This is a genomic window from Lysinibacillus sp. FSL H8-0500, assembly GCF_038051955.1.
Classification (GTDB): Bacteria; Bacillota; Bacilli; order Bacillales_A; family Planococcaceae; genus Lysinibacillus; species Lysinibacillus macroides.
In genome coordinates this window covers 2,954,808-2,968,753 of the sequence record NZ_CP150292.1, presented here as the reverse complement: position 1 = coordinate 2,968,753, position 13,946 = coordinate 2,954,808, and the positions used below count along the sequence as shown (strand labels likewise).

16 protein-coding genes are annotated in these 13,946 nt (G+C 35.5%); 12 read left to right on the top strand and 4 right to left on the bottom strand.

Features of this window, described 5'->3' with window-relative positions; translation table 11 throughout:
• Positions 1-38 precede the first annotated feature (38 nt).
• From MHB44_RS14180 to MHB44_RS14170, 3 genes are all read left to right on the top strand, one after another.
• On the top strand, positions 39-632 hold the full coding sequence (locus MHB44_RS14180) for a 5-formyltetrahydrofolate cyclo-ligase (RefSeq protein WP_341299687.1): 594 nt from the start codon (positions 39-41) through the stop codon (positions 630-632).
• Complete coding sequence (locus MHB44_RS14175) at positions 625-834, top strand: YqgQ family protein (protein WP_053994382.1); 210 nt, start codon at positions 625-627, stop codon at positions 832-834. The genes MHB44_RS14180 and MHB44_RS14175 overlap by 8 nt, the downstream gene beginning before the upstream one ends.
• Positions 835-1,300: 466 nt before the next feature.
• Positions 1,301-3,199: an LTA synthase family protein gene (locus tag MHB44_RS14170; protein ID WP_341299686.1), complete on the top strand. Its 1,899-nt coding sequence runs from the start codon at positions 1,301-1,303 to the stop codon at positions 3,197-3,199.
• A gap of 168 nt (positions 3,200-3,367) precedes the next feature.
• Here the strand turns inward: MHB44_RS14170 and MHB44_RS14165 are convergent, their stop codons facing one another.
• Positions 3,368-3,547, bottom strand: coding sequence for a DUF2759 domain-containing protein (locus MHB44_RS14165; RefSeq protein WP_053994384.1), 180 nt, complete (start codon positions 3,545-3,547; stop codon positions 3,368-3,370).
• 169 nt (positions 3,548-3,716) lie between these two features.
• Here MHB44_RS14165 and MHB44_RS14160 point away from each other — a divergent pair, with 169 nt between their 5' ends.
• The 3 genes from MHB44_RS14160 to yidC all read left to right on the top strand — a co-directional run bounded on the left by MHB44_RS14160 (position 3,717) and on the right by yidC (position 5,368).
• A complete protein-coding gene (locus tag MHB44_RS14160; RefSeq protein WP_341299685.1) occupies positions 3,717-4,361 on the top strand; it encodes an MBL fold metallo-hydrolase in 645 nt (214 codons plus the stop codon).
• A gap of 65 nt (positions 4,362-4,426) precedes the next feature.
• Complete coding sequence (locus MHB44_RS14155) at positions 4,427-4,687, top strand: hypothetical protein (RefSeq protein WP_341299684.1); 261 nt, start codon at positions 4,427-4,429, stop codon at positions 4,685-4,687.
• Between the two features lie 30 nt (positions 4,688-4,717).
• Positions 4,718-5,368: a membrane protein insertase YidC gene (gene yidC / locus MHB44_RS14150; RefSeq protein WP_341299683.1), complete on the top strand. Its 651-nt coding sequence runs from the start codon at positions 4,718-4,720 to the stop codon at positions 5,366-5,368.
• Between the two features lie 107 nt (positions 5,369-5,475).
• On the opposite strand, the gene MHB44_RS14145 is transcribed toward yidC, so the two are convergent.
• Positions 5,476-5,718: a DUF2626 family protein gene (locus tag MHB44_RS14145; RefSeq protein ID WP_024361272.1), complete on the bottom strand. Its 243-nt coding sequence runs from the start codon at positions 5,716-5,718 to the stop codon at positions 5,476-5,478.
• Positions 5,719-5,836: 118 nt separating this feature from the next.
• Positions 5,837-6,547, bottom strand: a complete 711-nt coding sequence (locus MHB44_RS14140; protein WP_341299682.1) for a helix-turn-helix domain-containing protein — start codon at positions 6,545-6,547, stop codon at positions 5,837-5,839.
• Between the two features lie 60 nt (positions 6,548-6,607).
• Between MHB44_RS14140 and MHB44_RS14135 the strand changes: the two genes are divergently transcribed.
• The 5 genes from MHB44_RS14135 (at position 6,608) to MHB44_RS14115 (ending at position 12,168) form a co-directional block, all read left to right on the top strand.
• Positions 6,608-6,871, top strand: coding sequence for a hypothetical protein (locus tag MHB44_RS14135; RefSeq protein ID WP_341299681.1), 264 nt, complete (start codon positions 6,608-6,610; stop codon positions 6,869-6,871).
• A 120-nt stretch (positions 6,872-6,991) separates the two neighbouring features.
• Complete coding sequence (locus tag MHB44_RS14130; RefSeq protein ID WP_341299680.1) at positions 6,992-7,690, top strand: response regulator transcription factor; 699 nt, start codon at positions 6,992-6,994, stop codon at positions 7,688-7,690.
• Positions 7,681-8,946, top strand: a complete 1,266-nt coding sequence (locus MHB44_RS14125; RefSeq protein ID WP_341299679.1) for a HAMP domain-containing sensor histidine kinase — start codon at positions 7,681-7,683, stop codon at positions 8,944-8,946. The genes MHB44_RS14130 and MHB44_RS14125 overlap by 10 nt, the downstream gene beginning before the upstream one ends.
• A 119-nt stretch (positions 8,947-9,065) precedes the next feature.
• Positions 9,066-9,827, top strand: coding sequence for an ABC transporter ATP-binding protein (locus tag MHB44_RS14120; protein WP_341299678.1), 762 nt, complete (start codon positions 9,066-9,068; stop codon positions 9,825-9,827).
• Position 9,828: 1 nt separating this feature from the next.
• On the top strand, positions 9,829-12,168 hold the full coding sequence (locus MHB44_RS14115; protein ID WP_341299677.1) for an FtsX-like permease family protein: 2,340 nt from the start codon (positions 9,829-9,831) through the stop codon (positions 12,166-12,168).
• A gap of 206 nt (positions 12,169-12,374) precedes the next feature.
• Here the strand turns inward: MHB44_RS14115 and MHB44_RS14110 are convergent, their stop codons facing one another.
• The gene (locus MHB44_RS14110; RefSeq protein ID WP_341299676.1) at positions 12,375-12,845 is read right to left on the bottom strand and encodes a peptide-methionine (S)-S-oxide reductase; all 471 of its coding nucleotides are present in this window, start codon (positions 12,843-12,845) and stop codon (positions 12,375-12,377) included.
• A gap of 339 nt (positions 12,846-13,184) precedes the next feature.
• Here MHB44_RS14110 and MHB44_RS14105 point away from each other — a divergent pair, with 339 nt between their 5' ends.
• Positions 13,185-13,637, top strand: a complete 453-nt coding sequence (locus MHB44_RS14105) for a VOC family protein (RefSeq protein ID WP_341299675.1) — start codon at positions 13,185-13,187, stop codon at positions 13,635-13,637.
• Positions 13,638-13,946: the final 309 nt, after the last annotated feature.

Sequence of the window (13,946 nt, the reverse complement as noted above, 5' to 3'; positions counted from 1 at the left end):
CGTTTATAGATATTCGCCTTTAAGGGAGGTTGGCCCAGATGGATAAAACAACATTACGAAACAAGGTACGACAAGCGCTTGCAGCCATGACTGAGCAAGCCCATTGTCATCAATCATTAGCTGTAGTAAAAAAAGTGCTACAGGAGCCATATATAATAGAAGCAAAGACAATCGGTATAACCATTTCACATAAGCCAGAAGTCGACACAATCTCTTTTATTGAAGAGCTTTGGCAGCTTGGTAAAAAGGTTGCTGTGCCAAAATGTAATCCGAAAACAAGAGAAATGTCTTTTTATGTTATTGAAACGTTTGCCCAGCTTGAAACTGTATATATGCATTTGCGTGAGCCTATTCCCGAAAGATGTGAATTTGTTGACGCAAATGATATGGATGTAATCCTTGTACCAGGTGTTGTTTTTGACGAGGCTGGTTATCGAATTGGCTATGGTGGTGGTTATTATGATCGCTATGTATTAAACTATAAAAAAGGAAAATTGATCTCTTTGCTATTTGACGAGCAGATTGTTCATCATGTTCCTACCGAAGCGCATGATTGCCCAGTAGATATCATTGTTACACCAACAAAGCGCATTGATTGTCAACTACACCGAGGAGCGAAAGAAAATGGATAAAATGTTAGATATTTATGAACTTTTGAAAACATATGGCACTTATATTTATACACGTGATCCGATTGGCGATTTGGTGTTAATGGAGGATGAAATACGTGAGCTCTATAAAGCGAATGTCCTAGATATTAAAGATTACCAAATGGCATTATTACTCATTCGACAGGAAGCGACAAGACTTCATATAGAAGCACAGCAAAAGTAATGTTTGAAAGAAAATAAAATTGGGTAGTGTAAAGTGGAAGTAATATAGATGTAATATGTATGTAATATTCTAAAGACAGTGGATTTCCGCTGTTTTTATGTTTTTAAGAAACTTTTTACATTGTAAAACGTATATATAGATATCTGGCGCATAGCAGAACGTTAAGAAATAAATTCCAAAAGATATATGTTGCGAATCTGTAAAAAAAGGATTAAGATATATTTTGTTTCAGTAACAAAATGTAAAAAATTATTTTTTGTAAGAAACTCTAAATGAGCAAAAATGATTACAAATATTTCGTTGTGATAAACAAGAGCTTGTAGCAGTGATGTAAGACTCCAATAAGAAAAGCCTGAGTTAAAGCTAAGTCTGGGGAAAGTGAAAAGTTCGTTTAGTGTAACCAAAATAGAAATAATTATTTTAGAATTTGCTCATTGTGAGTAAGGAAATAGGGAGGATGTTAGGAATGAAATCAATAAAGTGGCCTAAACATTCATTTATGATACTAGCAATTATAACAACATGGATTAAAACGGTCATTGTGTATCACACAAGCTTTGAGATGAAAATTGAAAATGCCATGCAACAATTTATTTTATTTATTAATCCATTAAGCTTCTTGCTATTTACGTATGGTTTGTCATTATTCTTTAAATCTGCAAAAGCCAGAAACCGTTATTTAATTACAGTCAGCATTATTTTGTCCATTGTTTTATACGGAAATGTAGCGTTCTATCGATTCTACAATGACTTTATTACGCTACCAGTATTGTTCCAAACAAGTAACTTTAGTGACTTAGGCACGTCAGTAGCAGCAATTGTTGAGCCTTGGGATGTATTATATTTTGTGGACGTACTTATTTTAATTTTAGCGAATAAGTTTTTACCAAGAATGAAAGAAACATTCAAAATCAATGTTGAATTTCGCCGTGCATTCTTCGTATTAGCGGTTGCGATGTCATTCTTAAACTTAGGATTAGCAGAAACAGAGCGTCCACAACTTTTAACACGTAGTTTTGACCGCGAATTATTAGTAAAAAACATCGGTACGTACAACTATCATTTGTATGATATTTATATTCAATCGAAATCATCTGCGCAACGTGCATTGGCGGATGGTAGTGAGCTGGTAGAAGTGAATAACTATATTCGCTCAAACCAAGCGGCTGTCAACCCCGAGATGTTTGGGAAATATAAAGATCGTAATTTAATCGTGGTATCAATGGAATCATTACAAAATTTTGTCATTAATAATGATATGAATGGTCAAGAGGTTACACCATTCTTAAATTCTTTAACGAAAGATAAAGATACGTATTATTTTAGTAATTTCTATCACCAAACAGGCTTAGGAAAAACATCTGATTCAGAGTTTATTGTGGAAAACTCATTGTTTGGTTTAGGCCGTGGTGCAGTATTCTTTACACATGGTGGTAATACGTATAATTCAATGGCTGAACGTCTTGGAGAAAATGGTTACTTTACAAATGTCATGCACCCAAATAATAAATCATTCTGGAACCGTGATATGATGTATCAATCACTAAAGATTAATAAGTTTTATGATATAGATTCATATACAGTGGAAGAAGGGCAAGCTGTTAACTGGGGTATGAAAGATACTCCATTCTTAGAGCAATCAGCGGCTTTAATGAAGGAGATGCCACAGCCATTCTATTCGAGATTGATTACATTAACGAACCATTATCCATTTACATTGGACCCTGAGGATATTATGATTCCTGAATATGATTCAAACTCAGGTACATTAAATCGTTACTTCCAAACAGTGCGTTATATGGATGAAGCATTAAAAGATTTCTTCCAAGCCTTAAAGGATCAAGGTGTTTATGAGAACTCGATTATTGTGATGTATGGTGACCATTATGGTATCTCAGAAAACCACAATAAAGCGATGGCACAATATTTAGGGAAAGATCAAATCACACCATTTGATAATGCAGAGCTACAAGAAGTGCCTTTATTTATCCATATTCCAGGAGCTGGTGATGGTCAGGAAATGACAGAGATATCTGGACAAATGGATTTACGCCCAACGATTTTACATCTTCTTGGTGTTGAAACATCAAAAGATATGCAAATGGGTGCAGACCTATTCTCTCCAGAGCATGAGGACTTTGTTGTATTCCGTGATGGACGCTTTATCACTGATAAATACGTCTATGCAGGCGAAGTTTGCTATGACAAAGCGACTGGTGAAGAAATAGAGGACGGCGAGCCATGTCAGCCATATGCTGATCGTGCCACAACAGAGCTAGAAAACTCGGATGCCATTATTAATGGTGACCTGCTACGCTTCTATGATGAAAAGACAGGTAATTTAAAGCAAGATTCCGTTAAATAATTAAAGCGATTCGTCCACTCCAAAAGGCCGAATCATCGAGAAAAACCAAACGATTGAGAAACACTTTAATGGGCGTTTCACACAATCGTTTGGTTTTTTCTTTGGGTGAAAGCCCAAGAAAAAAGAGCAATCTCTAAATTAAGAGATCGCTCTTTTTCTGTCTAAATTTTAGTGTAATTTTGGTGGGTAACCGCTATGAATGATTGTCATGATGACAAACCAACCGAATACGGCAGCACTTAATAAGTTGAAAACAACGCTTAATAGGTTCTTTTCTTTAATTGCTTGGAATGTACCAACTACAGCTAAAATCGCTACTAGACCAAAAATAACCATTAATAAGTTCATAAAAAATAGACACTCCTTTCGACATCAGAAAATGAATGTCGCAAACAATATTCCTCCTTAATTGTAAACGTTCTACTTGTTTTTGTCGAGAACTAAAATAGCGTAAACTATGAACATTTATCGTCAAATTGTGGCAAAGCCTGTATAATAAAAAGTTGAGGTGATTACTATGATGAATGTACGAAGCTACGCACTTGGACCAGTCCAAACAAATTGCTATATCGTATCGAATAAAGAGAAGGAATGTCTAATATTTGACCCAGGTGAGGAAGCGGAGCGTTTAATGAAAACGATTCGTGGCAATGGTTTAAAGCCGTTAGCGATCTTTTTAACACATGCACACTTTGACCATATAGGCGCTGTAGAGGCTGTACGTGAGGCTTTTCATGTGCCTGTCTGGATTCATGAGAAGGAAGTAAGTTGGCTTGGAGATCCCGCGAAAAATGGCTCTAGCAAATATGCGGCATTACCAGATTATATTGTTGCTCCACCAGCCGAAGAAAATATCATTAAAGAGGAACAATCATTTGAAATAAGCAATTTTAGCTTTAAAGCGATTTTTACGCCAGGCCATTCGCCAGGCAGTATTTCCTATATCTTCGACAACGATGGCTTTGCGATTGTAGGTGATACATTATTTGAGCAGGGAATAGGGCGTACAGATTTATTAGGCGGCTCGACCAAAGTATTATTGGCCTCTATTCATGAGAAAATACTAACGCTACCAGAGGATACTATTATTTATCCTGGGCATGGTAGCTATACAACGGTTGGCGCAGAAATGGAAACCAATCCATTTTTAAATGGTTTTTAGGGAGTATTGATAGAAAAATTAAACAATTCCATTTATTTATGCTAGAATATAAATAGGTGATGTAAATGGAATTAATTTTACTATTATCGCTGATTACTGATGTGAATTATTTAATTCAACATAGTCCGTTTATTAAAGTATACATTTATACTATATTTGATAAAATTTCTGTTTTTGACACGAGTTTTGATGTAACGATGGATTTAACAGTCAATGTAAATTTTGAAACAAAGATTTATTTATCGCATATTATACTAAATAAATGGCTGAGAAAAGTAATTTACAGTAAATCCGATAAAGATGAGAAATTAGCGGCCCTTTTATAAGATTAATTATAAAAGGGGAGATACGCATTCATGCTTGAACAATTAATACAACCATTGACAAATTTATTAGAGGTGTTTTTTCATTTTACAGGAAGCTATGTTTCGGCAATCGTATTGCTTACAGTGCTTATACGTTTAATTCTCATGTATCCAAATTTCAAGTCTTATAAATCTCAACAAGTGGTTACGCAAACTACTCAAGGGAATAAGGAGCAATTAGCTGCATTACAATCAAAGTTAAACCAAGCGACAACACACGAAGAACGTAAAGCGTATCAACTGCAAATATCGCAAATAATGATGGAGAACTTTTCAGGAATGAAAACGGGCTGTCTAACAGCGCTTATACAATTTCCGATTCTAACGGGCTTGTATTTGACCATTTCTAAAAACAATGCGATTATGCATGAGAGCTTATTATGGTTTAACCTCGGCTCTACAGATATCTTTATGGCCATTATTGCAGGTTTAGCGATGATGGTTCACATGTATTTATCGTTTAAATTAGCAGAAAATAGTCAACCACAAATGACAATGATAATGTGGATCATGCCGATGATGATTGTCCTTTCATCATTATTCATGCCATCAGCTATCCCGTTTTATTGGACGGTATCCTCTATATGGATGATTGTCCAAACCATTGTCTTTCATCAATATAAACCTAAGCTAGCTTCATAAACGATCAGTCCCCCTCGCCTAAAGGGGGATTTTATTATGCTTCTAAATCTAAAGAGAGCAACAAAAAAGCGTGCCTCATATTTAATATGAGACACGCGATTTTTTGATTAATGACCGCCACCAGGTACGTGAATGAATGTTGTATAGTATGTGAAGCCAGCGAAGAATACAGTTAAATATGCTCCGAAAATGTACATGTACATACGTTCTGAAAGGTTTAAGAAGCCTAATAATAAGAATAAACCTGTATTACCTACGAATAATAGCGATACCTCGTTCATACCACCAAGGTAGAACATAACGGCAAAAATACCTGTCCAGAAAGCCATAACTTTATACATATTATCCATGAAGATTTCCCCTCCTTTTGCCCACGACACAATAATCTCTTACTCATTATAAATGATATGAAAGGTGTCTGTAAACTGGAACTTCTGCTTCTTTGTGACAAACAAATGGATTTTTTAACTAGCGATCGATTTCTGTCACGTTTATTTCATATTTACATAAATCACAATTATGTACCATACTTTCCATTTGCACAAATTCATTGTTTGAAAATAATGCATCTAGTTGTCCCTTTAAATAGGATTCGTGTAATGAACAGACAATTTCGGAATGAGCAGACAACTGCTCCTGGAATGGACAATTAAAAATGGAGAATATTACTTTTTTTCCTTGCTCTGTTTGCTGAACTTGCGGAATATAGCCAATTAATGCAGCATTATCTGTTAATAGCTGAAGCTTATCTTCGAAGGAAAGGGAATTACTTAATGTTAATTCAGCATTTATATAGTTTTTCATTTGCTGATAGCCGTCTTGGTAGCTAATTTCCTGACATTTTGTTAATGCTGATGGACCAATGTCCTGTACTAATTGAATTGTCCATTTCAATAAACGATCCTCATCACGTCTTGGAAACGAGAGGGATACACCTTTTTCGGAAGCTTTATAAACGCGTCCTGGTCTACCGCCCTTGCCTGTTTTCACAAAGTCAGCAGAGATAATATTGATTTCGGCAAGCTTCGTCAAATGAAGCCTGGCAACATTTGGATGAATGCCAAATTTATCTGCAATATGCTGGACTGTAACCGTTTTCTTTTCTTTTAGAATATACTCATAAATTGAGTATCTCGTTTCATCAGCTAGTGTACTCGTAATTTTTAATGGATGGATCATATGCTTCACCTCTTTAAATTTTTGAATGTTATTCGTCTACCAGGTGCTAGGAAAATAATCATGATATTTCTATTATATTGTATTATTGAAAAAGATACAGTTCATTTCTGTATAAATATTAATTTTTTCATGTATTTATTTTTTACCATATCAACCATTTGTGATGGGGATGCACTGGAAAATAGTAAAGCTTCAGAGAAGGCACTTAGTTTTGTAGATGTAAGGAATAATGAAAAATCACATAAGTTACAACCTTTCATAAATGGTTTAGCTATAAAAAATGGAAAATCTAATAGTGGAGTAATGCTTATTGATCATCAATAAAATACTTTAGATAAGTATGGTGCAATACCATTAAAGTATGCTATAACTTTATCGAAGAGAGGAAAGAGCCTAGTTCAAATGATCCATTAAATGGTTTTTGAAAGTGTACAAGGGAGGTTTATGATGAAATTAGATTGTTTAGTCGTTGATGATGAAATGGCTTTAGCTGAAACAACCTGTGAATATTTTAATATGTTTGAGGTCAAAACGGCATTTGTGACAAGTGCAACGGAGTGTGAGCGTTTTTTGGAGGAACACGAACCATCATTAATTCTTCTCGATATCAATCTCGGGCATGAGTCGGGGTTTGATTTGTGTAAAAAATTGCGTAAAACAACGCAAATTCCAATTCTATTTATTAGTGCTCGTTCCAGCGATGATGACGTTTTAATTGCACTTAACATAGGCGGCGATGATTACATACAAAAGCCTTATACTTTAAGCATTTTACTAGCAAAGGTCAAAGCTGTACTTAAAAGATATGGGAAAGGTTCTAGCAACCAACAAGAAACTTTGACATTTGGACAAATCCAAATGGATACAAAACTTCATCGTATGCGGGTAAAGGGAGTTGATATTCAACTAAAAACGATGGAATATAAATTGCTGCATTATTTGGCAAAAAATAAAAATCGTATTATTACAAAAGATGAATTATTTCAAAATGTCTGGGGCGATTCCTTTGTAGGCGATGGCACGCTTAATGTACATATTCGGCATTTACGTGAGAAAATTGAAGAGGATCCCAAGAACCCACAATTGATTAAAACTGTATGGGGAACAGGCTATATTTTAGAGGACACAAGCCAATGCGAATAACATGGCTCATTATAATGATTGTAGCGGTTTTTGCTGTTGGCATTACTGGCTCAACCATCATTATTAACAATAAGAATACTGAAGAAGTGGATCTTATTGCTATAAATGATCTGGTCAAAACGGTTGAAAAAAATTGGGGACAAATACAGGAAAAAACTTTTTACAGCAGTAGCGTATCACAGCCATTTTCTATTATAGATGCCTCTGAAAATGTGATTTACCAGACATCGGATAGTCATTTTCATCATATATATGAGGCCATAAAAAATAGAGATATAGTGATGGATGTAAAGAAAGATAACGAAATAGTAGGAAAAATCATTATCCATAATAACGAACAAGGCATAGTGGAACAAATGAAAAGTGAACTAGTCGAATCCATTCGTGTAATTTTTGCTTTATTAATGATCATTAGTATTCTTTATATTACCTATATTCATAGAGCATTATTAAAGCCATTTCAGCAGCTTCAGGCTTTTGCTGCAAATGTGGCGAGGGGGCATTTCGATATACCTTTAAATATGGGCAAGAACAATTACTTTGGCGCATTTACAGAAAGCTTTGATCTATTGCGGGAAGAGCTGGATGCTGCTCGTCAGAGAGAGTATGAATCTAATCGCAGTAAGAAGGAGCTAGTCGCCACATTAAGTCATGATATTAAGACACCTGTTGCCTCCATTAAGGCAGTTAGTGAATTGATGCTGATGCAGGCAAAGGATGACAAGGTCATAAAGCAAGTGCAGACGATCTCCTCAAAAGCAGAGCAAATTAATTTACTTGTGACGGATATGTTCCACGCTACATTGGAAGAACTACAGCAATTAAAGTTAACGGTAACTGAGCAATCGAGCGAAATCCTTGTAGAGATGATTGAAAATGTTAATTATGATCATCAAATCGTCTATGATGCTATGCCACCATGCATTATTTTAACAGACCCCTTACGCATGCAGCAGGTAATAGACAATATTATTAGTAATTCCTATAAATATGCAGGCACAAAGGTCATCGTTAAGTCGCAAATTAATAACGGTTATCTCGAACTCCATATGATAGATTTCGGATGTGGCATTAGTGAAGAAGAATTGCCCCTATTGTTTAATAAATATTATCGCGGAAAAAATGTTGAAGGGAAGAATGGTTCAGGGCTTGGTCTCTATATCTCAAAATATTTTATGGAAAATATGCAGGGCCATATTCACTGTTACAACCGCCAAGATGGCTTTACAGTTGTCTTAAAAGTTAAACTGGCATAAGAATTAAGGATTAGTTAAGAATTGCCTAAAGATTGACTAAGAATTTATTTTGTATGATAAGGCTGTAATCTTCATTACAGTCTTTTTTGAATTGAAAATAAAGGGGCGTACAAAACAATATGACAAAGGCAATTATTAAAACAGAGAAGCTATGTAAAACCTTCTCAAGCGCTGGGATTCAACAGCATGTCTTAAAAAATTTAGATATTCATTTACTGGAAGGGGATTTTACCATCATTATGGGGAGTTCAGGCTCTGGGAAATCTACGCTGCTTTATGCTCTGAGTGGTATGGATAAGCCTACATTAGGCACAATTGATTTTGCAGGCGAAAATTTAGCGAAATTAAACAACGACCAGCTGGCGGTATTTAGAAGGAATCATTGTGGCTTTGTCTTTCAGCAAATTTATTTACTAGACAATATGAGTGTACTCGATAATGTTCTGGCAAGCGGTCTGTTAGTGAATAAAAATAAACGTGAAGTTGAAAAAAAAGCGAAAGAATTATTAAATCAAGTAGGAATCGGCGAAAATGCATGGTCTAAGTTCCCAACACAGCTTTCTGGCGGGGAGGCGCAACGAGTTGGAATTGTTAGAGCATTAATAAACAGCCCGAAATTATTGTTTGCGGATGAACCAACCGGTGCGTTAAATTCAGCAGCTAGTACTAGTGTTCTGGATGTATTTACCGATGTAAATCGTAACGGGCAAAGTATCGTGATGGTCACGCATGATATGAAAACCGCATTGCGCGGAAATCGGATTCTCTATTTGCGGGATGGTGTTATTTACGGTGATTTGCAGTTAGGTACATACAGTGATAAAGACAATATCGAGCGCCATAAAAAGCTCAAAAATTTCCTTGCAGAAATGGGGTGGTAAGGTGAACATTATCAACCTAGCGCTGGCGAATATTCGAAAAAGCAAATCTGCGACCTTTTCTTTATTTATCTTTATTTTGGTCGCTGCTTTACTTTTGAATATTGGTTTAATGGTTATTACACAAATCAATCCATTTTTTGAAAGTAAAGCTGAACAATTAAAAGATCCTCACGCAATAATAATGATGGATTATGCAAATTATCATCTAAGTTATGGAGAATTTATAACGAAATATCCTGGGGTGACAGAGTCAGAAACAGAAGAAATGATCAGAATGAACATGGCTAAATTTAACTTTGGCAATAGTGAATTATCGACTAATGTCATTATTTTCAATGCGGATACAAAACGTAGTATTGGCCCGTTAAATTTGATAGAAAAACTGAATACATATAGTTCCCATGATATTTTTGTGCCGTATAGTTTTAAAACAAATGGTGGCTATCAATTAGGTGATCACTTTACCATCACCTATCAAGACAAGGAATATGAGTATCGAATTGGAGGATTTTTTGAAACAACGATGATGGGTACGAATAACATGGGCGTTATGAAATTTATGTTGCCGGAACCTTCCTATTTAAAATTGGCAGACGAATTAAGTACCCAATCAGAAGGCTTGGTTATATCTGCAATATTGGACGATCAAATACAATCATCGACGTTAAAAAACAACTTTTTTAAAGAATTCCACCAATCAATAGAAGTGAATGCTAATATTTGGGGATTAGATATTGAACTAGTGAAAAGTGTAACTACATTAACGATTAATCTTCTAGCGACAATACTAGTAGCATTTGCAATAATAATTGTACTTGTTTCACTGATTGTAATTAAATTCCAAATTGCAAATAGTATTGAAGATGGTGTGGAAAATATTGGGGTACTTAAAGCGATTGGTTACACAAGTAGGCAAATTCTTTCATCGATGATTCTACAATTTATCTTCATTGCTCTTTGTGGAAGTGTGATAGGAATTGCGCTGTCATATGTTCTTATGTCTTTCTTCGGAAGTATTATTTCAACGTTATCTGGTTTAATATGGACGCAAACATTTGGTCTTATGGCTAATTTGCTCAGTATTTTCTTTGTTACACTTGCTGTTTTAATCGTTACACTACTATCTGCCTTTCGTGTTAAGAAAATTCTTCCTGTTGCAGCACTTCGTGGAGGCATTCAAACACATAACTTTAGAAAAAATCGTGTTCCATTGGAAAAAGCGAGAGGTGGACTTCATTTCTTACTTGCGATTAAATCAACGCTTGCAAATGCAAAACAAAATATGATGATTCTTTTCATCATTATTGCACTAACTTTTGCCTCTGTCTTTTCAGCAGTGTCCTATTATAACATCGCGTCAGATAAGACGGCATTTGTGGACTTATTCGGTGTAGAACCTGCAAATGTGTATGTAATTATCAAACCAGATGTAGATATAAGAGAACTTTTGAGTCATATTGAACAAATGGAATATGTACGGAAAGTGAATCTATTGGATAAAATTCAAACGAAAATTGATGGTCAAATCGTGTATACAAATGTTACGAATCATTATGACCAGTTAGAAAACAATATCGTCTACGAAGGTCGCCAGCCAAAATATGAAAATGAAATATCCATCTCTTGGGTTGTATCAAGCCAAATCAATAAAGGAATTGGGGATACAGTTGAAGTAGAATTTGAGAATGAAACAGCTAGTTTTCTAGTAACTGGAATCAGTCAATTAATTCATCATTCAGGCCAGGTAGCCGCATTGACATTAGAAGGAATTCAACAATTACAAACAAACTATAAAGGATCTACCCTGAATGTTTATTTAGATGGTATATCGAACAAAGATTTTATCAAAAATGTCCAAGAGCAATATGGGGATTATCTAGTTGGAACAGTAGATATCGATGAAAATATAGAGAGCGAAACAGGTATGTATACAGATGCAGTGTTTGCCATTTTGCTGACGGTTCTAGTCATCACCGTGCTAGTTGTTGTCATGATTCTATACCTGGTCATTAAAACAATGATTATTAAGCGTAAAAAGGAATTTGGTGTGATGAAAGCTATCGGCTATTCAACAATGCAACTAATGCATCAAATCGCCATCAGCTTTCTACCAGTCATCATTACGGGCGTTACAATAGGTGGCGCGCTTGGTTACTTTTTCACCAATCCAATGCTTGCTGTATTATTGTCAGGTGCAGGCGTCAAACGTTTAGATTTTACTATCCATTTACCAACTATCCTAATGCTATGTATCGGAATCTTTCTATTAGCCTATATAGTCTCGATGGTAGTAGCCGCAAAAATCAAGAAAATTACGGTTTATAGTTTAATGACAGAATAATAGCAGTCGCTCATCTCTGATAGGAGCTAGCTGTAGAGCGATAATAAAGTGGTTTAATTACAAGAGCCTTACTACATTAGATATGTAATAAGGCTTTTAAAAATTGTTTAATTCTTGTTAAACGAACATACCCGATTCAACCAGTTCTATTCCCCTTATTATATGATCAAGCATGTCTGAAAGCTATAGATCCCATCAATCATCTTTTACTTATACTTATTCAATAGTTCTTCTGGAATATGACAATAATCCTCTGGACATCTAGCTAACCTATCTTGATGTTCTTCTGCACTTCTTATGTAGTTTGTAAGTGGCAATACTTCAACAACAATAAGTTCGCAATCATTTCTCTCACCAATAAACACCTTCGCCTCTTGTAAGTGTTCAGGCTTTTCACTATAGACGCCTGTTCTGTATTTCTCGCCAACATCCTGTCCTTGTTTATTCAAACTGTAGGGATCAATGATTTCAAAGAAATACCCCATTAATTCCCTGATTGTGACAATGGTCGGATCAAATTCTGTTTTTACACATTCAGCATACCCATCATAATCACCCTCAAGTGTATGACCTGTTCCATTAGCTCTTCCTGCTTCCGTAAATGTAACGCCAGGCAAAGTTTTTATAAAAGCTTGTACGCCCCATAAACATCCACCTGCAAAATATACTACTTCCATATTGACTCTCCTCTTTGTTTAAAAAATAAAAAATTCATTCCAAGTAAATGGGAGGAAAAATGCGGTTACTAAGTCTATTCCTCATTAAAATAATGATAGATTTAATTATTCTTCATTATGCCCCGATTATTGAATGCTAGTCAAACAACGCTCTTCAACTAATCTGCACCGTTCATTGAGTAAGGCTTTTTAAACAGCTATATTATAATTATCAAAATAATTTATATTTTCTATATTATGACAAGGTATTTTTGTTTGGAAGGAATTTGTAACTTGTTAATAGAATAATGTTATGTAGATAATCAGTTAATAGACTTTTACACATAAGGAGATAAGAGGATGACAAAAAACAAATTACTAAGAATGGACAATGTCGGCATTGTTGTAGAATCCCTTGATGACGCAATCTCTTTCTTTGAGGAGATTGGCTTAAACCTCGAAGGGCGAGCCACTGTCGAAGGTGAATGGGCTGGTCGCGTAACTGGATTGGGTTCTCAGAGCGTAGAGATTGCTATGATGGTTACCCCTGATGGCCACAGTCGACTTGAACTTTCGCGATTTCTCACTCCACCTACCACAGCAGATCATCGGACTGCTCCTGTAAACGCCCTCGGTTATCTACGCGTCATGTTCACCGTTGAAGACATTGACGAAATGGTATCGAGACTCACTAAGTATGGTGCTCAGCTCGTTGGTGAAGTGGTTCAGTATGAGGACTCGTATCGGCTGTGCTACATTCGTGGAATCGAAGGACTGCTAATCGGTTTGGCGGAGCAACTCGGTAACAAATAAGTAAGCGGCTAGTACGTATCACTCCTTATTTTTTGATTTAGGTATTGATAAAGCAACTTAAACAACTTTTTTATCTATGCATACCAACCTACATGAATTGCTATTATTTTAAACAAGAGAGGATGAAAACAGTCAGCTGATAATTGTTTATGCTGGCTGCTTTGATCTTGCTTCAGCAGATGTCCAAATGTCTGCTGAAGGAAAATACAAGAATTTTGATGAAAAGGCTGAAAACTCTACTTTCTCACGTATTTTTAGCGCAAATTTTTATTTTCAGCAAAGGGCTTTTCTACTGCCAACTTTCTATTT